Origin of the sequence: Variovorax sp. Root434, assembly GCF_001426595.1 — a bacterium.
Taxonomy (GTDB): Bacteria; Pseudomonadota; Gammaproteobacteria; order Burkholderiales; family Burkholderiaceae_C; genus Variovorax.
This window is the reverse complement of the sequence record NZ_LMEK01000012.1, coordinates 982,229-1,001,858: the sequence shown is the minus strand read 5'-3', so window position 1 is coordinate 1,001,858 and position 19,630 is coordinate 982,229. Positions and strand designations below refer to the sequence as shown.

The 19,630-nt window shown below is 65.8% G+C and carries 22 protein-coding genes and 1 pseudogene; 10 read left to right on the top strand and 13 right to left on the bottom strand.

The genetic code is table 11. The features are described 5' to 3' along the window. Positions 1-43: 43 nt before the first annotated feature. From ASD05_RS15165 to ASD05_RS15155, 3 genes are all read left to right on the top strand, one after another. Positions 44-997, top strand: coding sequence for a 2-hydroxyacid dehydrogenase (locus ASD05_RS15165; protein WP_056593732.1), 954 nt, complete (start codon positions 44-46; stop codon positions 995-997). A 13-nt stretch (positions 998-1,010) separates the two neighbouring features. After that, positions 1,011-2,084 (top strand): L-idonate 5-dehydrogenase, encoded by a 1,074-nt coding sequence (locus ASD05_RS15160; RefSeq protein ID WP_056593729.1) that lies wholly within the window; start codon positions 1,011-1,013, stop codon positions 2,082-2,084. A 143-nt stretch (positions 2,085-2,227) separates the two neighbouring features. Further along, on the top strand, positions 2,228-2,953 hold the full coding sequence (locus tag ASD05_RS15155; RefSeq protein WP_056593726.1) for a hypothetical protein: 726 nt from the start codon (positions 2,228-2,230) through the stop codon (positions 2,951-2,953). Positions 2,954-2,977: 24 nt separating this feature from the next. Here ASD05_RS15155 and ASD05_RS15150 read toward each other — a convergent pair whose 3' ends face one another. From ASD05_RS15150 to ASD05_RS15135, 5 genes and pseudogenes are all read right to left on the bottom strand, one after another. Continuing rightward, positions 2,978-4,231: a dienelactone hydrolase family protein gene (locus tag ASD05_RS15150; RefSeq protein WP_056593723.1), complete on the bottom strand. Its 1,254-nt coding sequence runs from the start codon at positions 4,229-4,231 to the stop codon at positions 2,978-2,980. 19 nt (positions 4,232-4,250) lie between these two features. Then, positions 4,251-4,712, bottom strand: coding sequence for a flavin reductase family protein (locus tag ASD05_RS30730; protein WP_256220245.1), 462 nt, complete (start codon positions 4,710-4,712; stop codon positions 4,251-4,253). A 33-nt stretch (positions 4,713-4,745) separates the two neighbouring features. Next, positions 4,746-5,984: pseudogene (locus ASD05_RS30980) on the bottom strand (styrene monooxygenase/indole monooxygenase family protein); the annotation flags it as partial. 14 nt (positions 5,985-5,998) lie between these two features. After that, the gene (locus ASD05_RS15140; RefSeq protein ID WP_056593716.1) at positions 5,999-7,237 is read right to left on the bottom strand and encodes a styrene monooxygenase/indole monooxygenase family protein; all 1,239 of its coding nucleotides are present in this window, start codon (positions 7,235-7,237) and stop codon (positions 5,999-6,001) included. Positions 7,238-7,275: 38 nt separating this feature from the next. Beyond that, on the bottom strand, positions 7,276-8,067 hold the full coding sequence (locus ASD05_RS15135) for an SDR family oxidoreductase (protein WP_056593712.1): 792 nt from the start codon (positions 8,065-8,067) through the stop codon (positions 7,276-7,278). Positions 8,068-8,261: 194 nt separating this feature from the next. Between ASD05_RS15135 and ASD05_RS15130 the strand changes: the two genes are divergently transcribed. Beyond that, on the top strand, positions 8,262-9,269 hold the full coding sequence (locus ASD05_RS15130; RefSeq protein ID WP_056594475.1) for an AraC family transcriptional regulator: 1,008 nt from the start codon (positions 8,262-8,264) through the stop codon (positions 9,267-9,269). Positions 9,270-9,407: 138 nt separating this feature from the next. On the opposite strand, the gene ASD05_RS15125 is transcribed toward ASD05_RS15130, so the two are convergent. Next, entirely contained in the window at positions 9,408-9,836 is a 429-nt protein-coding gene (locus ASD05_RS15125; protein ID WP_056593709.1) for a winged helix-turn-helix transcriptional regulator, read from the bottom strand. Positions 9,837-9,945: 109 nt separating this feature from the next. On the opposite strand from ASD05_RS15125, the gene ASD05_RS15120 reads away from it, so the two are divergent. The 3 genes from ASD05_RS15120 (at position 9,946) to ASD05_RS15110 (ending at position 12,105) form a co-directional block, all read left to right on the top strand. Continuing rightward, a complete protein-coding gene (locus ASD05_RS15120; RefSeq protein WP_056593706.1) occupies positions 9,946-10,566 on the top strand; it encodes an FMN-dependent NADH-azoreductase in 621 nt (206 codons plus the stop codon). A gap of 174 nt (positions 10,567-10,740) precedes the next feature. Then, on the top strand, positions 10,741-11,382 hold the full coding sequence (locus ASD05_RS15115; protein WP_056593703.1) for an SDR family oxidoreductase: 642 nt from the start codon (positions 10,741-10,743) through the stop codon (positions 11,380-11,382). Between the two features lie 15 nt (positions 11,383-11,397). After that, on the top strand, positions 11,398-12,105 hold the full coding sequence (locus ASD05_RS15110) for a DsbA family oxidoreductase (protein WP_056593700.1): 708 nt from the start codon (positions 11,398-11,400) through the stop codon (positions 12,103-12,105). Here the strand turns inward: ASD05_RS15110 and ASD05_RS15105 are convergent. The 4 genes from ASD05_RS15105 to ASD05_RS15095 form a co-directional block, all read right to left on the bottom strand. After that, the gene (locus tag ASD05_RS15105) at positions 12,073-12,462 is read right to left on the bottom strand and encodes a GNAT family N-acetyltransferase (protein ID WP_056593697.1); all 390 of its coding nucleotides are present in this window, start codon (positions 12,460-12,462) and stop codon (positions 12,073-12,075) included. The genes ASD05_RS15110 and ASD05_RS15105 overlap by 33 nt on opposite strands. 78 nt (positions 12,463-12,540) lie before the next feature. Beyond that, positions 12,541-12,933, bottom strand: coding sequence for a VOC family protein (locus ASD05_RS29520; protein ID WP_082572067.1), 393 nt, complete (start codon positions 12,931-12,933; stop codon positions 12,541-12,543). Positions 12,934-13,153: 220 nt separating this feature from the next. Further along, positions 13,154-13,549 (bottom strand): VOC family protein, encoded by a 396-nt coding sequence (locus ASD05_RS15100; RefSeq protein WP_056593693.1) that lies wholly within the window; start codon positions 13,547-13,549, stop codon positions 13,154-13,156. A gap of 79 nt (positions 13,550-13,628) precedes the next feature. Beyond that, positions 13,629-14,045: a hypothetical protein gene (locus ASD05_RS15095; RefSeq protein ID WP_056593690.1), complete on the bottom strand. Its 417-nt coding sequence runs from the start codon at positions 14,043-14,045 to the stop codon at positions 13,629-13,631. A gap of 99 nt (positions 14,046-14,144) precedes the next feature. Between ASD05_RS15095 and ASD05_RS15090 the strand changes: the two genes are divergently transcribed. Together ASD05_RS15090 and ASD05_RS15085 are read left to right on the top strand one after the other, a co-directional pair. Then, entirely contained in the window at positions 14,145-14,789 is a 645-nt protein-coding gene (locus tag ASD05_RS15090) for a TetR/AcrR family transcriptional regulator (RefSeq protein WP_235507967.1), read from the top strand. 26 nt (positions 14,790-14,815) lie between these two features. Beyond that, entirely contained in the window at positions 14,816-15,361 is a 546-nt protein-coding gene (locus ASD05_RS15085) for a hypothetical protein (protein ID WP_157610103.1), read from the top strand. Between the two features lie 103 nt (positions 15,362-15,464). Here the strand turns inward: ASD05_RS15085 and ASD05_RS15080 are convergent, their stop codons facing one another. Together ASD05_RS15080 and ASD05_RS15075 are read right to left on the bottom strand one after the other, a co-directional pair. Beyond that, positions 15,465-16,334, bottom strand: coding sequence for an NmrA/HSCARG family protein (locus ASD05_RS15080; RefSeq protein ID WP_056593682.1), 870 nt, complete (start codon positions 16,332-16,334; stop codon positions 15,465-15,467). Positions 16,335-16,363: 29 nt separating this feature from the next. Further along, complete coding sequence (locus ASD05_RS15075; RefSeq protein ID WP_056593679.1) at positions 16,364-17,302, bottom strand: NADP-dependent oxidoreductase; 939 nt, start codon at positions 17,300-17,302, stop codon at positions 16,364-16,366. A 103-nt stretch (positions 17,303-17,405) separates the two neighbouring features. On the opposite strand from ASD05_RS15075, the gene ASD05_RS15070 reads away from it, so the two are divergent. Continuing rightward, the gene (locus tag ASD05_RS15070) at positions 17,406-18,287 is read left to right on the top strand and encodes a LysR family transcriptional regulator (protein WP_056593676.1); all 882 of its coding nucleotides are present in this window, start codon (positions 17,406-17,408) and stop codon (positions 18,285-18,287) included. Between the two features lie 73 nt (positions 18,288-18,360). Here ASD05_RS15070 and ASD05_RS15065 read toward each other — a convergent pair whose 3' ends face one another. Beyond that, the gene (locus ASD05_RS15065; protein ID WP_056593673.1) at positions 18,361-19,371 is read right to left on the bottom strand and encodes a LacI family DNA-binding transcriptional regulator; all 1,011 of its coding nucleotides are present in this window, start codon (positions 19,369-19,371) and stop codon (positions 18,361-18,363) included. Positions 19,372-19,630: the final 259 nt, after the last annotated feature.

Genomic DNA, 19,630 nt, shown 5'->3' with positions numbered 1-19,630 from the left:
TTACCGGTATCTAATTGAATCGACACCCGCAGGAGAGACCCGTTTGAACGCTACCGCTACATCCCCGCACGTGCTGATGCCCGGCGCCTACCCGGAATGGGACATGGCGCCGATGCAGGCCGCTTACACGCTGCACCGCCTGTGGGAAGCGCCCGACCGGCAGGCTTTCATCGCCGAGCACGCGCCGCACATCCGCGCGGTCGCCACGCGTGGCGAACTGGGCGCGAATGCCGAGCTGATCGCCGCGCTGCCGAAGCTGGAGCTGATCGCCTGCTACGGCGTGGGCACCGACGGCATCGACCTCGCCGCCTGCCGTGCACGCGGCATCCGCGTGAGCAACACGCCCGACGTGCTCAACGGCGACGTGGCCGACCTCGCCGTGGGGCTCACGCTCGCGCTGCAGCGCCGCATTCCGGCGGGCGACCGGTTCGTGCGCAGCGGCGCATGGGCCAACGGCGGCATGCCGCTGACCAGGCGCGTTTTCGGCCAGCGCATCGGCATCGCGGGCTTTGGCCGCATCGGCAGCACCATCGCGCGCCGGCTCTCGGGTTTCGACGTGGAGCTGGGCTACTTCAGCCGCACGCCGAAGCAGGACAGTCAGCATCGTCACTTCGCCAGCTTGCCCGCCATGGCCGACTGGTGCGACGTGCTCATCGTCATCCTGCCGGGCGGCGAAGCCACGCGCGGCATCGTCAATGCCGAGGTGCTGCAGGCGCTGGGCCCCAAGGGCTGGCTGGTGAACGTGTCGCGCGGCACCACCGTCGACGAAGGCGCGCTGCTGCAGGCGCTGGAGGCGCGCGCCATTGCCGGCGCCGCGCTCGACGTGTTCCTCAACGAACCGCGCATCGACCCGCGCTTTGCCGCGCTCGACAACGTGGTGCTGCACCCGCACCATGGCAGCGGCACCGAACAGACGCGCCGCGCCATGGGCGAACTCGTGCGCCGCAACCTCGAGGCCCACTTCGCGGGCCAGCCCCTGGTCACTCCCGTTGCCTGAAGGAAGAAACATCATGCGTTTGCGTTGTATGTGCCTCGTGATCCACGCCCCCGACGACCTGCGCCTGGACGAACAGGACGCCGGCGAGATCGGCCCGGGCCAGGTGCTGGTGAAGGTCGGCATGGGCGGCATCTGCGGCTCCGACCTGCACTACTTTCACAACGGCGGCTTCGGCACCGTGCGCATCAAGGAGCCGATGGTGCTGGGCCATGAAGTGGCCGGCACCGTGGTGGCGGTGGCGCCCGGCGTGGAGAGCGTGCGCATCGGCGACAAGGTGGCCGTCAACCCGAGCCGCCCGTGCGGCGCCTGCAAGTTCTGCCTCGAGGGCCTGCCCAACCAGTGCCTCGACATGCGCTTCTACGGCAGCGCAATGCGCACGCCGCACGTGCAGGGCGCGTTCCGCAACATGCTGCTGTGCGAGGCCACGCAGTGCGTGAAGGTGGCCGAGCACGTGCCGCTGCGCCTGGCTGCGCTGGCCGAGCCGTTCTCGGTCGGGCTGCACGGCGTGTCGCGTGCCGGCCCGCTGCTGGGCAAGCGCGTGCTGGTGTCGGGCTGCGGGCCCATCGGCGTGCTGGCCATCGCGGCGGCGCGCGCGCACGGCGCGGCCGAGATCACCGCCACCGACGTGGTCGACGAGCCGTTGGCCATCGCGCGGGCCATGGGTGCCGACAACGTCATCAACGTCGCGAAGGAAAAGGCCTGGGTGTCGCGCCATTCGGCCGACAAGGGCACCTTCGACGTGATGCTCGAATGCTCGGGCAACGAGCGCGCGCTGCGCGACGGGCTCGAGGTGATGCGCCCGCGCGGCGTGGTCGTGCAGCTGGGGCTGGGCGGCGATGTGAGCATTCCGCAGAACATGGTGGTGGCCAAGGAGCTCAGCATCTGCGGCTCGTTCCGCTTCCATGCGGAGTTCGCACTGGCGGTGCGGCTCATCAACGAAGGGCGCGTCGACCTGTCGCCAGTGGTGACGCACACCTTTCCGATGCTGCAGGCGCGCCAGGCCTTCGAGCTGGCGAGCGATCGGCAGAAGGCGATGAAGGTGCTGATCGATTTCGCGGATGCGGGTGCCGAGGCTGTTGCGGCCTGACGGGGTCTTCCGCTGAAATCCTGAAGGAAGCTGTTTCGGGCATCGCTATTCCTACGTGAACTGGCGCAAGAGGCCGGCGGCGCGGTGCGGGCCACAGGCTCAGGTTGCTGCATATCGACGTTCAACAAAACGGAGGTATACAGATGTCCAGACTCAACGACGAATGGAAGGTCGAGAAGCACGGACCGCTCGAAATGCTTGGCGAAGGCTTGCACACCGTGGCGGGCGAAATCGTCATGCCGCTCGGCCATTTTCCACGCCGGATGACCGTGCTCACATTGCGGGGCCGGCGACTCGCCGTATGGAGCGCCATTCCGCTGAGCGAGCCGCAGATGGCGCAGCTCGAAGCGCTGGGGTCGGTCGACTTTCTGATCGTGCCCGGCGCATCGCACCGCCTCGATCTCAAGGCCTGGAAGCGGCGCTATCCGACCGCGAAGGTTGTCTGCCCGCCCGGCGCGCGCGAAGCCGTGGCCGAGGCCGCGCCGGTGGATGCGACCACGGACGTGCTCGACGACCCGACGGTGGCGTTCCAGACCGTGCCGGGCGTCGGCGACAAGGAGGCCGCCCTGGTCGTCCGGCGCGCGGACGGCACCTCGCTGGTCGTCAACGACATCATCGCCAACGTGCACCATCCCGACGGCCTGGGCGCCAAGGTGATGGCGCGCCTGATGGGCTTTGGCGTCAACGAACCGCAGATGCCCTGGGTGGGCGAAAAGATGTTCGTCAAGGACCATGCGGCGCTGGCGGCTGCACTGCGTGCCTGGGCGGCCGAACCGGCGCTGGCGCGTATCGTGGTGAGCCATGGCGACGTGATCACCGAACGACCGCGCGAGGTGCTGGAGAAAATCGCGGCCGACATTGCACAGTGAGGCGCGAAGTGCCGCGGCGCCCCTTCAAGCCCCGGTCGCCCCTTGACGCGTCATCAACGTATTCGACGGCAGCGTCTCGTCCAGCAGCTTGCGCGCTGTCTCGATGCCCGCCACCGGCAGCAGCTTGGCGTCGAGCAGGCCGACCTGCACCAGCACGCTGGCCTGGTCCCAATAGATGTGCTCGTGATAGAGCTTGTTGCCGCGGAACTTGATGACGGCGAGCAGCGGTATCTCCACGCGCTTTCCGGTCGGTTCGACCCCCGGCAGCATCCACGGGATCTCGGTGGTGTGCGTGAAGCAGAACAGCATCTCGTCGACCACCTGCGTGGCGCCCACCGTGCGCGAGATGGGCACCAGAGAGGTGTCGGGCGGATTGCTGTTGACGAAGTGGTTCGTATAGAACGCATGCAGCGCCTTGTAGCCCACGCCGCCGGTCATCGTGGGAATGTGATTGACGTACGGCTCGGCCACCATGGTGCTCATCGTGTCGTCGACGTTGCGCGTGGCGAACTCGTATTCGCAGTGCTTGTCCCACAGCGCCGAGAGGTCGTAGTGCGGGCCGATGGCGTCCTTCAGCGTGGCGATGCTGCGCTCGTGCGCCATCAGCGCGGAAGGCTTGTGGAAGTGCTCGCCGCCGGCGCGCGCGAAGGCGTGGTCCATGCCCGGATACACGTACAGGGAAACGCCGGGGCGGCCCTTGAGCGTGGCGACGATGCGGTCGCGCGCCTCGGGCGGGCAGAACTTGTCGAGCTCGGCGATGTGCAGCGTGAGCGGCCGCTTGATCCGGTCGGCCTCGTCGAGCGCGGCGTCGATGCCCACGCCGTAGTAGCCGACTGCTGCATCGGCATCGGTGCGGCATGCGGCCAGGTACGCGAGCTTGCCGCCGAGGCAGAAGCCGAGCACGCCGACCTTCTTGCCGGGCACCTCGGCGCGCGTGCGCAGCGCATCGATGGCGGTCTGCATGTCTTCCATGCCCTTGGCTTCGTCGAAGCCGCCGTAGAGCGCGAAGGCGCGCTGCCAGTCGGCTTCGCTGTAGCCAAGCTCCACGTTCGGCTCCTGCCGCCAGAACAGGTCGGGCACGAGCGCCACGTAGCCTTCCTCGGCGTAGTAGTCGGCCACCTCGCGCATGGTGTGGTTGATGCCGAAGATTTCCTGGGCGATCACCAGGCCCGGGCCCGTACCGGCCGCAGGCAGCGCGAGGTAGCCGCGGAAGGTGCCGCTGCCGTCGGCGGCTTTCATTTCGATGTATTGGCCTGAAGCCTGAGCTCTCTCTTGCATGTGGTTCTCCGTGTGCGTTCTATTGCAAACATTCCGGGTGCCGCGTCGTCACCTGGTAGTAGCCCGAGTGAAAGACCAGCGGCTCGCCATCGAAGCGGTCGTACCGCTCTACTTCGCCGATGAAGATGAGGTGGTCGCCTCCATCGTACTGCCGCACGTTGCGGCAGACGAATCGCGCGATGACGTCGTTGAGCAGCGGCACGCCCGCCGTGCCCTCGCAGCAATCCACGCCGCCGAACTTGTCGGCCTGCGGCGTCGAGAACTGGCGCGACAGGTGATGCTGGTGCGCCGCCAGCACGTTGATCGCGAAATGGCTGGCGCCGGTGAAATCCGCCACGCTCGGTGCGTTGCGGGCCAGGCTCCACAGCACGAGCGGCGGGTCGAGCGACACCGACGAGAACGAATTGGCCGTCATGCCCACGCGGCGCCCGTCGATGGCGCGCGTGGTGATGACGGTCACGCCGGTCGAGAACTGGCCCAGCGCCTTGCGGAAGTCGCGGCGGTCGAACCGGTCGACTGCCGCCTCGCGGGCCCTGGCTTCCAGGAAGCGGTCGGCCTCCGCGGCATCGAACCACCAGGGCGCGAAGGTGCGCGGATCGTCGAAGCCGTTGACCAGCGTGCTCGCCACCGGGGGCATGTGCGTCGCGCTCTGCAGCAGCTTGTGCACGTGGGGCAGGGGCGGCGCGAGCAGGCTGTGGGTCCATGCGGTGGCCCAGCGTGCGTAGCCTTCCCAGTAGCGGTCGAAGGTCTGCTGCATCCACGCGGCATCGAATGGCGCGTCGCCGTGCTCGAGGATGCGCTTGAGATAGATGTCGGCGCTCTTGGCCGCGTTGTTCGAGCCCTGCCCGGTGATCGGGTCGTTGAGCACCACCACGTCGGCCAGGCCCAGCACCTTGCGCCCGGAAGGCAGCGTGGCCACCGGCTTGCGCACCGTCGGTGCGAAGCTGCCGACGAGCACGCCGTTGTCGTCGGCCAGCTCGATGTGCCGGCAGCGCTCGGCTTCCCAGGGCAGGAAGGTGTCGAGGATCCACTTGCTGCGCGCGAGGTGCTCCTGCGGCGTCTTCACGTCCGCCCAGCAATCCATCGGACCGCCCGGCACGCCTTCGAACACCATGATCTCGCACGGGCCGGTGGTGGTCAGCGCAGGGAACACGAAGTACTCGCCGACGCCGGGAATCAGGTTGAAGCACACCCGCGCATACGGCTGCGCCGGCAGCATGCCCTTCACGTAGGTGAGGGCCAGCACGCGCTGCGGTGCATCGAACGGGGAGCGCTCGGCATCGCGCTCGAACAGCTTCGAGATCTCGCCCTTGCCGCTGGCCACGACCACGAGGTCGTGCGTCTGCGCGCATGCCTCCAGGTCGCCGAGCCCCACGTCCTGCAGCACGAGGCGGCCGCCTCGCTGCTCGAACGCATTCATCCATGCGGGGATCTTGATGCGCTGGTCGACCGACTGCGCCGGCCCGTCGAGCCTCGCGCTCCATTCGATGGCCTTGCCGCCCTGGGGGTTGCGCACCGTCATGCCGATGCCTTCCACGCACGGGCATTCACCGGCCCAGAAGTCCAGCCCGAGCTCGCGCTCGGTCTGCAGCGCGGTCTCGAACATGCACTGGCTGGACATGACCGGCCCTTCGAAGATCTCCCGCGCCGTGCGGTTCGAGAAAACCGTCACCTCGTGCCCGGCCCGCTGCAGGCCCAGCGCGAGTTGCATGCCGGACTGTCCGGCGCCGACGATGGCCACGCGTCTTGTCATACGCTGTACCCGCGTCAGGCGGCGGCCGCCCAGGTCTCGATGTAGCGGTCCGCCTCCACCGAGTCCGCGAACCACGGGAAGAAGGTGCGCGGATCGTCGAAGCCGTTGGCGATCGCGCTGGCCAGCGGCGGCATCGCACCGGCGCTGCCGAGCAGCTTGAGCACGTGGGGCGGCGGCGGCGCGAGCAGCATGTTGGTCCACTGCGTGACCCACTGCGAGTAGCCGAACCAGTAGCGGTCGAAGGTCTGCTGCATCCACGCCGCATCGCCGGGACCGTCGCCGCGCGCGAGGATGCTCTTCAGGTAAGAGTCGGCGCACTTGGCCGCGTTGTTCGAGCCCTGGCCGGTGATCGGGTCGTTGAGCACCACCACGTCGGCCAGGCCCAGTACCTTGCGCCCCGAGGGCAGGGTGGCCACCGGCTTGCGCACGGTGGGCGCGAAGCGGCCTGCGAGGATGCCGTTGTCGTCGGTCAGCTCGATGTCCCTGCAGCGCGCGGCCTCCCACGGTGTGAAGGTGTCGACGATCCACTTGCTGCGCGCAAGGTGTTCCTGCGGCGTCTTCACGTCCGCCCAGCAGTCCATCGGCCCGCCGGGCACGCCTTCGAACACCATGATCTCGCAGGGCCCCGTGGTGGTCAGTGCGGGGAACACGAAGTACTCGCCGACGCCGGGAATCAGGTTGAAGCAGACGGCCGAGAAAGGCTCGCGCGGCACCATGCCATTCACGTAGGTCAGCGCCAGCGCGCGCTGCGGCTTGTCGTAGGGCGACTTGTGGGCATCGCGCTCGAACAGCTTCGAGATGTCGCCCTTGCCGCTCGCCACCAGCGTGAGGTCGTGGCTTTGCGCGCAGGTCTCGAGCTCGTCGATGCCCGCGTCCTTGAACACCAGTTCGCCGCCCTTGCGCTGGAACTCCGCCATCCACGCGGGGATCTTCACGCGCTGGTCGACCGACTGCGCGCTCGAATTCAGCCGGGCCGCCCAGTCGATGGCCTTGGCTCCCTTCTGCTCGGGATGCGGCACGGCCAGGCCGATGCCGTCCACCGTGGGGCATTCCTTCGCCCAATGGTCCAGCCCCAGGTCGCGCTCGATCTGCAGCGAGGTGTGGAACATGCACTGGCTCGACATCACCTTGCCGTGGCGTATGTCGTCTGCCGTGCGGTTGCTGAACATCGTGACCTCGTAGCCCGCGCCCAGCAGGCCTAGCCCCAGTTGCAGGCCCGACTGGCCCGCGCCGACGATTGCGATTCGCTTCATTGCCTTGCTCCTTGTTGGCTTGCTTGCTAGCTTGCCGGTCAGTCCATCAACCTGGGAATGGCGGGCACGGCCTGCTCCGGGCCCATGGCGGCATAACCGCCGTCCACCGCGTAGTCGGCGCCCGTCACGAAGCTCGCGTGGTCCGAGCACAGGAACAGCACCACCTGCGCCACCTCGTCCGGGTCGCCGACGCGCCCGAGCAGATGAAAGGGCGCGGCCACGCGATCGGTCTTGGCCCGGTCGCCGCCGCTGAGCCGGTCCATCACGGCCGACCACGTCCAGCCCGGCGAGACGCTGTTCACGCGGATGCGGTCGGGCGCAAGGTCCATCGCCATGTTGCGCGTGAGCTGCGCCATCGCGGCCTTGCTGACCGGGTAGAGCCATCGCCCCGTCTGCGCCACGCGCGACGAGATGCTCGTGAAATTGACCACCGCGCCGCCGCCCGCCGCGACCATGTGCGGATGCACCGCCTGCAGCATCGCCACCGCGCTCGCCACATTCACGTTGAACGATGCGAGCCAGTCGGCGCGCGGCGACTTGAAGCCGTCGTCCACGTACGAGCACGCGAGGTTCACGAGAAAGTGCACGCCGCCGTGCCGCTGCACCGCCTGTGCCACGCACGCCGCCACCTGGGCGTCGTCGGTGATGTCGGTGTGCACGAAGCGCGCGCCGGTGCCGAGCGAATCGGCCAGCGCCTGTCCGTTGGCGGCGTCGATGTCCGCGATCACGACCTTCACGCCGGCCGCGTGCAGCGCACGCACCACGCCGGCCCCTATCAATGTGGAGCCACCGGTGACGATGGCGCTCCTGCCTTCGAGTCCCTTGAACATGACGCTTGCTCTCCTTGGTGGATCGACCGGGCCGGGCTGGCCCGTGGGTCGTACCTTAGGAGGCGAGGGGGCGCCGGCGCATCCCGCAAGCGCAGGCCCTGTCCCTGGCGCGCATGTTTTTGCCAAGGGGCGATCCGAATTGTGGGCTGGGATGCTTTTTGCTAGGGTGACCTGGCCCCATGGAAACCGCTGCCATGATCCCCCGGCTGCCGCTGCAGCGCTATCGATTGTTCGAGAGCCACGACATGGACGAGGCGCGCGAAAGCGTGGCCCGCGTGTTCTGCCCGCACGGCCTGACCATGCTGCGGCCCCGCACCGAGCTCGACGCCTGCCACCACAGCGCGCGCCTGCACCGCGACGTGAGCCTGAACTACGTGCAGTACGGCCCGGGCGTGCAGATCGAGCCGGGCTATCTGCAGGATTTCTTCCTGTTGCAGATTCCGTTGCGCGGCGGCGCCGAAATCCGCTGCGGCGCGCAGCAGGTCGACGCAACGCCGAGCCTCGCCTCGCTGCCGTCGCCGACCAAGCCGCTCTCCATGCGCTGGGCCGACGACAGCCCGCACCTAATCGTGCGGCTGGCCCGGGCGGCACTGCTGTCGCGGCTCGAGTCGCTGCTGCAGGCGCCTGTGCGGCAGGCGCTGGTGTTCGACCTCGGCGTGCCGCTCGACAACCCCGCGCTCGCGCCGCTGGTGCACTTCATCGACTACCTGCGGCTCACGCTCGACGCTGGCGGCAATGCGCTACAGGCGGGCAACCGCCTTGCGGAGCACGCCGAGGAATACCTGATGTCCAGCCTGCTGATGTCGGCGGGCCACAACCACTCGCGCGCCCTGGCCAGCGATGCGCAGCGCAGCCTGCTGCCGCGCGTCGTGCGAAGGGCGCAGGAATTCATGGCGGCGCATGCCGAGCAGCCCGTGTCGCTGGCCGACGTGTGCCGCGAAGTCGGCTGCAGCGCGCGTGCGTTGCAGCTGGCGTTTCGCCAGCACGCGGACCAGGGGCCGATGGAATTCCTGCGGGAGCTCAGGCTCGACAGGGTGCGGGCCGAACTGCTCGTGTCGGCGGCAAGCAATGACGGCGGTGTGCGCGAAGCGGCGGAGAAATACGGCTTTCTGCACCTGGGCCATTTCGCTGCGCAGTACCGTGCGCGCTTTGGGGAGCGGCCGTCGGAGACTTTGGCGCGCGGAGCGCTCGCTCGCGACTAATGCCCAACCTGCGCTGCTTATTTCAAACCGCTTCTCCAGCGTGAGCCGTCAACTGCGCCTCGGATCGGAGGAGCCGCTGTTTATGCACACATTTCTGTACCGCTGCGCACCAGTCGGCCGACGGGCGGCCTGGCCTATTCAACGCTGCCGGTAAGCCGGATATTGCCCTGCAGCCTGCCCTTCGGGCGCCTCGTCGAAGCGCTTCTGCGATTCCGCGATGGTCGACTTGTTCTGCTCTGCCCAGACCACCAGCGCCATCACCGGCTCCAGAAGCGTCTCTCCCAGCTCCGTAAGCTGGTAGTCCACGCGCGGCGGAATGGTCGGAAACATCGTCCGGGTGACCAGGCCGTCGCGCTCGAGCCCACGCAATGTCAGCGTCAGCATGCGCTGGGAGATGCCCTCGATCTCGCGTCGCAGTTCATTGAACCGTCGGGTTCCGCTGCGCAGCGTGGCGATGATGTACAGGCTCCACTTGTCGCCGATGCGGTCCAGGATTTCGCGCGTTGTCTCGCATGCGCGATCGGAAGGCTTGGGAATCTCGGAGAGGTCGATGTGACTCGGTGACATATTTGTACCTTCTTGTGGAGCTTCGGTAGGAACCATACCATCCTTTGTACCGATGGGTAATCAAGTTCTTCTTGATTATCTGGTTCCTTTTTTAGCCCTCAAGAAGTTCATGAGTCACATCCTTCTCGTCATCTCCAGCCCCCGCGGCTCGGAGGCCCTGTCCACTCGGTACGCGACCCAATTGGCGAAGCAGCTTGCAGCGCGGCGCCCAGGCACCACGCTCACCGTCCGCGACCTGGCAGCGGCCCCGCTGAACCACATCGGCGAGGCCTACGTGGTGGGCCGCGCCACGCCTCCCGACGCCCGAACGGCGTCGCAGGCTGAGGCCGTCCAGTTGGCCGAAAGCCTGGTCGCCGAACTGGCTGCAGCGGACACCATCGTGATCGGCTCGGCCATGATCAACTTCGGGCCGCCCACGCCCTTGAAGGCCTGGTTCGACTACGTGACCTGGCCCGGTGTCACCTTTCGATACGCGGGCGGTTCGGTCGAAGGCCTGCTCAAGGGCAAGAAGGTCTACCTGGTCACTGCCAGCGGGGGCGACTTCTCCAAAGCGCCACTCGCCGCCTGGGACTACCAATCCGGCTATCTCAAGCACCTGCTCGGCTTCATCGGCTTGACCGACATCGAGCACCTGCGCGTCGAGGGCATGGCCTACGGGCCCGAGGCGGCCCAGGCCGCCCTTGCTTCGGCGGACGACGCCTTGCAATCCCTGCTCAAGCAGGCCGCCTGACCCGGAGCACCCCATGCCGAACGTTCGATTGATCAGCCTGCCCCCCTCCGCATCTCGGGCATGGCGGATCGGACCCTGGACCGCGCAGATGCCCGGCCTGAAAACTAGCGCGACCCTTGGCACCGAACGCGGCTGCCCGTTGACCGCACATCCCGACCGCGTGGAGGCGACGCGATGAGGATCGTCCTCTTTGGCGCGACCGGGCCCACCGGCAAGTTCGTGATCGAGGAAGCGTTGCGACAGGGGCACAGCCTGTCGGTCTACACGCGCGACGGCAGCAAGCTTCAGGCGTTCAACGGGCGAATCGACGTTGTCGTGGGCGATCTGCAAGACAAGGGCGCGATCGCCAGGTGCGTGCACGGTGGCGACGCTGTCATAAGCGCGCTTGGCCCCAACGGCCTCAAGGTGCAGGGCGACCGGCCCGTGATGCACGGCCTGTCCAACATCATCGCGGCCATGAAGCAGTCGAACATCCGCCGCCTGATCCAGATCTCCACCGCGGCCTATCGCGACCCGAAAGACGGATTCGCCTTCAACGTGCGCGCCTTCGCGCTGCTGTTCAAGGTCATCGCCCGCAAAGGCTTCGAGGACATCAGGGCCACGGCCGAACTGATCGCGCAGTCGGACCTCGAATGGACGCTGGTGCGGATCCCGAACCTCAAGGACGGCCCCGAGGCGGGCGCGATCGACATCGGTTGGTACGGCAAGACCAGGCTCGGCATGAAGCTGTCGCGAGGCAACCTGGCCAAGTTCCTGGTCGACCAGGTCGACGACACCCGGTTCATTCGCTCGGCCCCTGGCATCGCGGACCACTGAGAAGGAAAGGCAATCATGCTTCACATCGACCTCTACGCCGAGATCACGTGCCCGTGGTGTTTCGTCGGCCTCCATCGGCTCGACAAGGTACTGCAGGAGCACTTCTGCGATGTCCGCGTGGCCATCCGGCATCGTCCGGTCGTGCTGCTGCCCGACGCACCCGCCACGGGACTCTACATTCCCGAATTGCTTCATTCGCGCTATGGCGTGACCGATCCGAAGACGGCGTTTGCACGACCCGAGGCCGCGGCGCGCGCTTCCGGCTTCGGCCTCGAACTCAGTCGACAGTTGTGGACATATCCGACCCAGCCGGCTCACGCCCTCATCCTTGCCGCCGCTGAGCGGGGGATCCAGCATCAGCTCGCGATCGCCATCACCGACGCCTACTTCCTCGATGCGCGCAACATCGGCGACGTCGATGTCCTCGCGGACGTTGCCGTACACCATGGATTCGATCGCCAGGAAGCCCGTGCGGTCACGCTCGATCCTGCGGCGCGCAAACAGGTCGAAGAAGAAGTCGCCAGGGGCGCCGCTGCGGGCATCCGATCTGTCCCTCACTTTGATTTCGGTTCTGGAGTCGCCATTAGCGGCGGCCGGAGCGAAGAAGAAATAGCGGCGGCAGTTCGCGAAGCCATCTATCGCCGAGCTTCGGGGCGGCCGCATTCTGCCCGTCGGACGCTTCATCCCACATCAACATCGCGGGCGCTCCATGGCGGTCGTTGAAGCGCTGAAGCCTAGCTTCGCGAAGAACTCGGCGGCACCTTCTCTTCCTGCTCGAAGCACCCATGTGATGCTCGGTTCAGACCCGACGAGCCGCTCGACGAGTGCCCGTCCGATGCCTCGCGTGCGATGCGACTCAGCGACCACCACCATAGACAAGTACCCGTTTGAAATTCCATCGGTGATTGCGCGGGCGAAGCCGACAATCTGGTCATCTGCCACCGCAACCAGCGCTCGCTGCGACGCCGATATCAGTCGGCCGAGATCCTCAACGTCACCGACCCGATGGGCCCACCCGTTGCTCACCAGCAAGTGATGGACTGTGTCGAAATCGGCAGGGGTAATGCTGCGAACTAGCATCCCTGCTCCTCGTGAAAACTTGCGCGATTGCGCCGTTGTTGGGACGGTTCGGTCCTGGCCGGAACGAGCCTGTCGACGTCAGGCGCCGATGGGCGAGCAAAGCTCAACAAGTGCACCATCCGGGCAGCGCAAGTAAGACACCACCTGTCCCCAGGGCTTAGTACGAGGCGGGGCCAGTTCTATTGCACCAGCCGCCAGCGCTCGCGAATGCGCAGATTCAACATCGTCGGTGACAAAACCAAGCTCCATCCCCAAAGGCTTTGTCGATTCCGAAGCGGAAACATGACCGCCTTCGAAGTTCGCGGACGCCAACTCGTGTGCGGCAAATGCAAGGGTCGTCCCCCCACTCTCCAACTCACCATACGTTCCGGATTCATGCAGGAAGCGCTTGGAGAAGCCAAATGCCTGCTCAAAGAATTGCAGCGAAGCATCGACGTTTGGCACGTAGATGATGGTGTATCCGAACTTCATTGATGATTTGACTGTTGGTTCGCCTACCAGCCCGATGCTGCGGCGCACAGTTCGATCTTGCCACGTCACTATCGGTAAGGATGCCTCGAACGTCCGGGCGGCCTCCGTCAACACTTCCGCCAGTGACTCCGCCAGCGGCCGGCCTGGCAGCAGGATCTGTTGCAGCGGAACGGCCCCGTCTCGAAGAAGACCGTGCTCAACAGGCGCACTGCCAACGATCTCACTCAGCGCAGTTCAGCATCCACTGAACACCGAAACGATCGGTCAATTTGCCGTAGTAGTCGCCCCAGGGCTGGATGCCCAAGGGGGTCGTGATTGTCCCGCCAGCTCCCAGGGCCAGGAAGAGCTTGTTCGTGGAATCTCGGTCGTCCATCGCGAGCAAGTGCGCGGAGCCCCGCATCGGCTCGGCGTCTTCGTTGTCTGAGGCATAGAAGAGCAGGCCTGGTCCCTCGAACTTCGCGTGCATGACCTTGCCGCGCATGGCCTCGTTCTTCACGGGCATGCCATCGACTCCGTAGCGAAGCACCTCGACGACACGGCCGAGACCGCATTGCGTATAGAAAGACAGGGCCTGATCGCAGGTTGTGGTGAAGAACAGATAGTTCGAGAGTTGCATGATGGCGTAGTTGATGTGAGTGGGGCTACGACACGGTCCGCACCAGTCGGGGAGACCGCGTTGCTGCCCCCCGGATGTGTCAGGCCGAAGCGGCCCCTTCGCCGAGCTGCGCATTGGTGAGGGCCATCCCGGCAATGCCCCAGGCCCCGTCCACCGCGTGCACCACGTTGACCCAAATGCGCTCCTTCGGGTGGTGCGCGCCAGACAGCTCATGAATGATGCCCGTGGCCTCTTCGATGTAGCCGACTTGCACATCCCGACTGGCGAACGCGAAGGATGGGACCTTCCATTCGACGAAGGCCACGGAGGCCTCCTTTGATCCGGAGTACGTTTGCTCCTTCGGCAAGACGTGAATCGAGCCAACGATGTTGGGCGTCAATGCCTTGTTTCCTGCAAGGCCGTGCCACTTGAGCATGGCATCGGACAGGCGGCTGAACGCGACTTTCTCCTGGCCTTTGGGGAGAACGCCCTCGGTGAGGGTGAGCGTAAGTGGCATGGGTACTCCAAGTAGAAGGAACGGCGTCGACTCACACGCTGCGATCTGCAGGGCATTTCAAGTAACGACCGTTATTCGATAATACATAACGATCGTGTTTTGAACAACTACAATCGTCGACTTCACATGTCGAAGGAGTTCCTCGTGTCAAGGTCCGAACAGAAGGTGCAGACGCGGCAACGCATCCTTGAGGGCGCAGGTCGCGGGTTTCGCAAAGCTGGATTCGGCGGGATCGGGGTGGACGGCCTGGCGAAGGAGGCAGGCCTGACATCGGGTGCCTTCTACGTTCATTTCGACTCGAAGGCTGACGCATTTCGAGAATCGGTCGCACAAGGCATGGCCGAATTGCGAGGTGGCGTGCTGTACTTTCAAGAAAAGCACGGACGCGCTTGGTGGGCGGAGTTTGTGCGCTTCTACCTCAGCGCGAAGCGCACCTGTGACTTGTCAGAGAGTTGCACGCTGCAGACGATGCCGGCGGAAGTGGCGCGATCGGACGAAGCCTCCCGTACGACGTTTGAGGAGGCTTTGCGCGACGTTGCGCAGGCGATCGTCGATGGTCCCACCTCACCCAGTGCGCCACGGGACATTGGAGCCGCTTGCGCCGCCCTCTCTTCGCTGGCGGGCGCTGTCACGCTCGCACGTGCCGTTGGAAGCGGCGCCTTCGCGGAACAGATCGCTGCGGGGACGGAACACGCATTGCTCGGCGCGTCAGGCGGAAAGAGTCGGTCAAAGCCAGTTTCTTGAGAGTCGCTTGCTGAGCCTCATTCACCATGAAATATTTTCGCCATCTTCTTGTTCTTTTCGCCGCGGTCGCGTGCAACCACATTGGCGCTCAAACGACGGGCGCCGCGTCGCATGGATCCATTTCTGAATCCAATGCCGCCGTGTTCAAAGCTTGCGCCGTCGCTCCGACAGCGCATGGAGCGTGTCCGCTCGATGCGGTCTTCGGCCTCTTCAAACTCGCGCCGAACAACGACGTGCTGGACTTCAAGGTTTCGAACACCGTCCCTCGGGTCGTCAACCAAAGCTACGGTTGGATCCTGAGACTCAACCAGAAGACTGGCAAGGTCCGCGTTCTCGAACGCATGACATTGCCGGAAACCCCGAAGACGTGGGGCGCCGGTGGCCAGCCTTATGGCATGTCAACGGATCGGAAGACTCTTTCGCTGGACGTGACCCTGACCATCTACGACGGCACCATTTCGAAGTCTTGGGAAGTGGCCAATGGCGACCCTCCCGGCCACTACCTGATCACCGCCTACGTCGAAGACTCCGCCCCGGTGCAGTTCGAGTTCGACGTCATCGATCCAAGATGACCAACAGCCGTAAACCTGTGGGTTGAACTCGTTTCAACTGTCTTCCCGCCCCTTGAGGGCCCTCTTCGATGCCCCACAGATTTCCGACTGGGTCGGGGCCGGGCTACGACGCGGCAATGGCCTGCTTGACGAAGTCGGCGTATTTGCGCAGAGGACGGCCGAGCATGGCCTGCAGGCGATCTGCTGTGCCGTCCGCGCCGTGCATGCCGAACTTCTGAATCCCCGCCATCATCAAGCGCATGTCGTAGGCAAGCCAGGACGGCGCCATCGAGGCCATCTGTCCTTCGAAGGCGGCCACGTCGTCTCCGCCGTAAGTCACTTCGCGACCGAGCGCGGCACTCCAGATCCTGGCCACCGATGCTCCGGTCAGCCGCTCGGGCCCGACCAGCTCCAGCGTCGCGCGTGATAGCGGCGCGGGTGCGCGGTCGCGGCGCAGCAGTTCGGCGACAGCGATGTCCGCGATGTCTCGCGCATCGATCATCGCGACGCCTGTCGAGCCGATCGGCATCGGGTAGACGCCGTAGCCCTGGATCACCTGCTGGACCATGCGCTCGTTCTGCATGAAGTAGGCAGGGCGAAGGATGGTCGCCGGAATGTCGAGGCTCTCGATCATTCGTTCGACCGTGTGCTTGCCGGTGAAGTGCGGCACGTTGGTGAACTTGTCCGCGTGGATGACCGACAGGTAGACGACGCGCTCGATACCGGCCTCGCGAGCCAGGTTCAGCGCGACGAGGGCTTGCGTCACTTCGTCGGGCGTGACGGCGTTCAGCAAGAACAGTGTGCGCACCGACGACAGTGCCGCGCGCAATGAGGCCACGTCGGTCAGGTCGCCGACGATCTCCTTGACGCCCGCCGGAAAGCTTTGCTTTCCGGACGTGCGAACGAACGCACTGACTTCGGCGCCGGCGGCAGCCAAGCCTTGGACAACGAGGGAACCGATGGTGCCGGTGGCACCGGTGACGAGAATGCTCATGGAAGTCTCCAGGGATGGTTGGGGGTAAATCAAAGTGAAAAGTCCGCGACGACCTTGCCGATGCGAGGGTCTGTGCGATTGCGTTCGATGGCCGCGGGGATGTCGTCGAAGCCCACGACTTCGCCGAGCTTCGAGATCAGCGCGCCTTGGGCGATCTCCGCCGCCAGCCGCTCCAGGAGGGCAGCGTCCGACTTGTTCACGAACCACAGTCCGCGGCGGCCGGGAGGCGTGCGTGCAAGGATGTCGGGCGAGGTCGTGCCGACGATCGCGCCGTCCTTCGTCAGCACCTGCCACGAGCGGTCGAGCACTTCGCCGCCGACATAGTCGAGCACCAGATCGATGTCCCGCGCGATCGACTCGAAGCGTTGAGTCCGGTAGTCGATGACGTGGTCCGCGCCCAGGCTGCGCACATATTCGACGTGTGCGGTCGATGCCGTTGCGAAGACTTCGGCGCCGGCCTGCTTGGCGTACTGCACGGCATAGCCGCCCAGCCCGCCCGCCGCACCGTGGATCAGGATCCGCTGGCCTGCGGCGATCGGACCTGCGTGGTGCAGGCTTTGCCAGGCTGCCACGGCCGCCACCGGGACGGCGGCCGCATGGACGTCATCCATGCCCTGCGGCGTGCGCACCAGGTTCGCCTCGTCGACGGCCACGACATCGGCATAGGCACCGAGGCCGCCCAATGGTCCCATGACGCGATCGCCCACCCGAAAGCGCGAGGTGCCCGGGCCGAGCGCCTCGACGGTGCCCGCGAGTTCGATACCCAGCACGGCGGGCAACTGAAGCGGGAAAGCCTCCCGGACGAAGCCTTCACGAACCTTCCAGTCGAGGCCGTTTACACCGGCGGCCCGAACGCGGACCAGGACCTGGCCCGGTCCGGCTGCGGGCCGCGCGATCTCGGCGATCTCGGCGGCGGCAGCACCGCCATAGGCCCGGATCAGCACAGCGCGTTGCGTGGTGGTGGTCATTTCAATTTCCTCATCTCGAAGTTGCGATGAGGAGAAGATAGGCCGTTGCATCGGTAAAACGAAGATGCAAAAATGAAGACACCTCGTCTCAAATCCGGAACACATGGACCTGAACGCATTGACCGACTTCGCACTCGTCGCAGCGAATGGAGGCCTCGGAAAGGCAAGCCGCGCGAGCGGGAGGTCTAAGGCCACCCTGTCCCGGCGCATCGCGGACCTGGAAGAGCAGCTCGGTGTGCGGCTCATCGAGCGCAGCGCCCGCGGGCTCAAGCTCACGGAAGCGGGCCAGATGCTGATGGATCGCACCGAGGGGCCGATGCACGAGGTGGCCGACGCCATGACTTCCGCTCGCGAGGGCTTGTCGGTACCGCGCGGGCGCCTGCGTGTCGCTTCGCCGGTGCTGTTCTCCCAGCTTGCGATGGGGCGCATCTCCGCCGAGTTCTGCGCGGCTTACCCCGACGTCACGTGCGAGGTGGTGGCGGACGATCGCCTCGTCGACCTCGTCGAGGAGCAGTTCGACGCCGCGATCCGGATCAATCCAAGCCCTGACAGCAGCCTCGTAGGTCGGTGCTTCGCCAAGGACCGGCTGGTGGTCGTGGCCGCGCCATCCGTGCCCATGCCCAAGCCAGGCAAGGGCAAGGTCAGCCCGGTTCCCAGCGTCGTTTCAACAAGCTTTCAACCCACGAATTGGACACTCGACGACGGACGCCTTGTCCTGGAGCCGATCCCGAGGCTGAGGCTTTCCTCGTTCCTGATGATTCGCGACGCTGCGATTGCAGGTGCCGGCGCCGCCCTGATGCCGCAGTCCATCGCGTGGAACCAGCTGACCCGCGGAGATCTGGTTCAGTGGGGCACGGTTTCGGGCGTGGAGGTCGCGCTCTGGGTCCTGCATACATCGCGGCGGCTTCCCGCGCCGAAGGTTCGCGCGTTTGTCGAATTCATGTGCGGGCAATATCCGGAGGGGTCTCTCGTACTGAACGGCTAGAAGACCGGTCGGTCGAATTCGCGAGGGAAGTGATGGACCTGGTACAGGTCTGCGCGCTGCGAGAGCGCTGGGCCTACGAACTCTCCCGCTGCTCGATGTGGAACGGAATCAGCACCGTCTCCGCAGGCGGCCGATGTCCTTCGCGCGCACCGTCGATCACGCGCAGCAGCAGCTCTCCGGCCGCCTTGCCGATACCCACGCAATCCACCGCCACGGTGGTGATGCGCGGGTGGCAGGCGCGCGCCACCTCGAAGTCGCCGAAGCCCGCGATCGCGATTCGGCCCGGCACGTCCCAGCCGCGGCGCTGGCATTCCATGAGTGCGCCGAAGGCCGAGAGGTCGGACACGCAGATCACCGCATCCACGTCGGGCCACTGCCGGATCAGTTGCGCCACCGCCTCGCCGCCTTGCGCCATCGAAATGGGCGGCTGGCCGAAGCTGATGACGTGGCCGTCGGGCAGCCCCAGTTCGCGGATCGCCTGCGCGTAACCGCGCTGTCGGTCGGCGCCGCGCGTGTCGCGGTTCGAGGTGCCGCCGATGAAGGCGATGCGCCGGTAGCCCTTGCTGTGCAGATGTCGCACCATCGAGGCCGCGGCCTCTGCGTTCGAGAAGCCGACCGTGTGCTCGATGGGTGTGGCGGGCAGGTCCCAGGTCTCGACCACCGGCACACCGGCGGCCTGCAGCATCGCGCGTGCGGCGGGCGTGTGCGAGCCGCCCGTGAGGATCACACCCTCGGGCCGGCGCGCGAGCATGGCGCGCAGCAGGCGCTCTTCGGTTTCCACACGGTAGTCGGTGTAGCCCAGCAGCACCTGGAGGCCGCGCGCTTCGACGGCCGCGGTAATGCCCTGCGCGGTTTCCGAAAAGTTGGAGTTGTTGAGCGAGGGGATCAGCACCGCGATGAAGCCCGAGCGCTTGCTGGAGAAGGTGCGCGCCGTCTGGTCGATGACGTAGCCCATTTCCTCGCAGGCCTGCAGGATGCGCTGGCGCAGCGCCTCGGAGGTCACGCGGTCGCTGCTCGCGCCCCGGTTGAGCGCGCGCGACACCGTCATCTTCGACACGCCGACGCGCGCGGCCACGTCGGCCATCGTCGCAGGACGGGCGAGGGGGGCGGCGGTGGCTTTGTTTGGAGGCAAGGGGCTTCTTTCTCTCTCGGAAATGCGGGTTCGAGGATATGCGACGCAAGAGCGACCTGGAATCAGATACCGATAACCCATGATGGGCCAAAATCGATGAACAAAAGAATACGGCGAATCAGGATTTTCTAAGAGTAAAAAAGGCGAAACCGGCATACGGGAAAAGCCTAAGTTACCGGTATCTTTTTGAGTGCCACACTGCGAGCCCCAA

Excerpts from the sequence above, each read along its gene's own strand:
- ASD05_RS15150 (WP_056593723.1), bottom strand. The coding sequence starts at position 4,231 with ATGCAAGAGAGAGCTCAGGCTTCAGGCCAATACATCGAAATGAAAGCC.
- ASD05_RS15105 (WP_056593697.1), bottom strand. The coding sequence starts at position 12,462 with ATGCTAGTTCGCAGCATTACCCCTGCCGATTTCGACACAGTCCATCAC.
- ASD05_RS29520 (WP_082572067.1), bottom strand. The coding sequence starts at position 12,933 with ATGAAGTTCGGATACACCATCATCTACGTGCCAAACGTCGATGCTTCG.
- ASD05_RS15095 (WP_056593690.1), bottom strand. The coding sequence starts at position 14,045 with ATGCCACTTACGCTCACCCTCACCGAGGGCGTTCTCCCCAAAGGCCAG.
- ASD05_RS15115 (WP_056593703.1), top strand. The coding sequence starts at position 10,741 with ATGAGGATCGTCCTCTTTGGCGCGACCGGGCCCACCGGCAAGTTCGTG.
- ASD05_RS15130 (WP_056594475.1), top strand. The coding sequence starts at position 8,262 with ATGATCCCCCGGCTGCCGCTGCAGCGCTATCGATTGTTCGAGAGCCAC.
- ASD05_RS15070 (WP_056593676.1), top strand. The coding sequence starts at position 17,406 with ATGGACCTGAACGCATTGACCGACTTCGCACTCGTCGCAGCGAATGGA.
- ASD05_RS15080 (WP_056593682.1), bottom strand. The coding sequence starts at position 16,334 with ATGAGCATTCTCGTCACCGGTGCCACCGGCACCATCGGTTCCCTCGTT.
- ASD05_RS15135 (WP_056593712.1), bottom strand. The coding sequence starts at position 8,067 with ATGTTCAAGGGACTCGAAGGCAGGAGCGCCATCGTCACCGGTGGCTCC.
- ASD05_RS15140 (WP_056593716.1), bottom strand. The coding sequence starts at position 7,237 with ATGAAGCGAATCGCAATCGTCGGCGCGGGCCAGTCGGGCCTGCAACTG.
- ASD05_RS15085 (WP_157610103.1), top strand. The coding sequence starts at position 14,816 with ATGAAATATTTTCGCCATCTTCTTGTTCTTTTCGCCGCGGTCGCGTGC.
- ASD05_RS15100 (WP_056593693.1), bottom strand. The coding sequence starts at position 13,549 with ATGCAACTCTCGAACTATCTGTTCTTCACCACAACCTGCGATCAGGCC.
- ASD05_RS15075 (WP_056593679.1), bottom strand. The coding sequence starts at position 17,302 with ATGACCACCACCACGCAACGCGCTGTGCTGATCCGGGCCTATGGCGGT.
- ASD05_RS15065 (WP_056593673.1), bottom strand. The coding sequence starts at position 19,371 with ATGGCCGACGTGGCCGCGCGCGTCGGCGTGTCGAAGATGACGGTGTCG.
- ASD05_RS15155 (WP_056593726.1), top strand. The coding sequence starts at position 2,228 with ATGTCCAGACTCAACGACGAATGGAAGGTCGAGAAGCACGGACCGCTC.
- ASD05_RS15125 (WP_056593709.1), bottom strand. The coding sequence starts at position 9,836 with ATGTCACCGAGTCACATCGACCTCTCCGAGATTCCCAAGCCTTCCGAT.
- ASD05_RS15160 (WP_056593729.1), top strand. The coding sequence starts at position 1,011 with ATGCGTTTGCGTTGTATGTGCCTCGTGATCCACGCCCCCGACGACCTG.
- ASD05_RS15120 (WP_056593706.1), top strand. The coding sequence starts at position 9,946 with ATGAGTCACATCCTTCTCGTCATCTCCAGCCCCCGCGGCTCGGAGGCC.
- ASD05_RS15110 (WP_056593700.1), top strand. The coding sequence starts at position 11,398 with ATGCTTCACATCGACCTCTACGCCGAGATCACGTGCCCGTGGTGTTTC.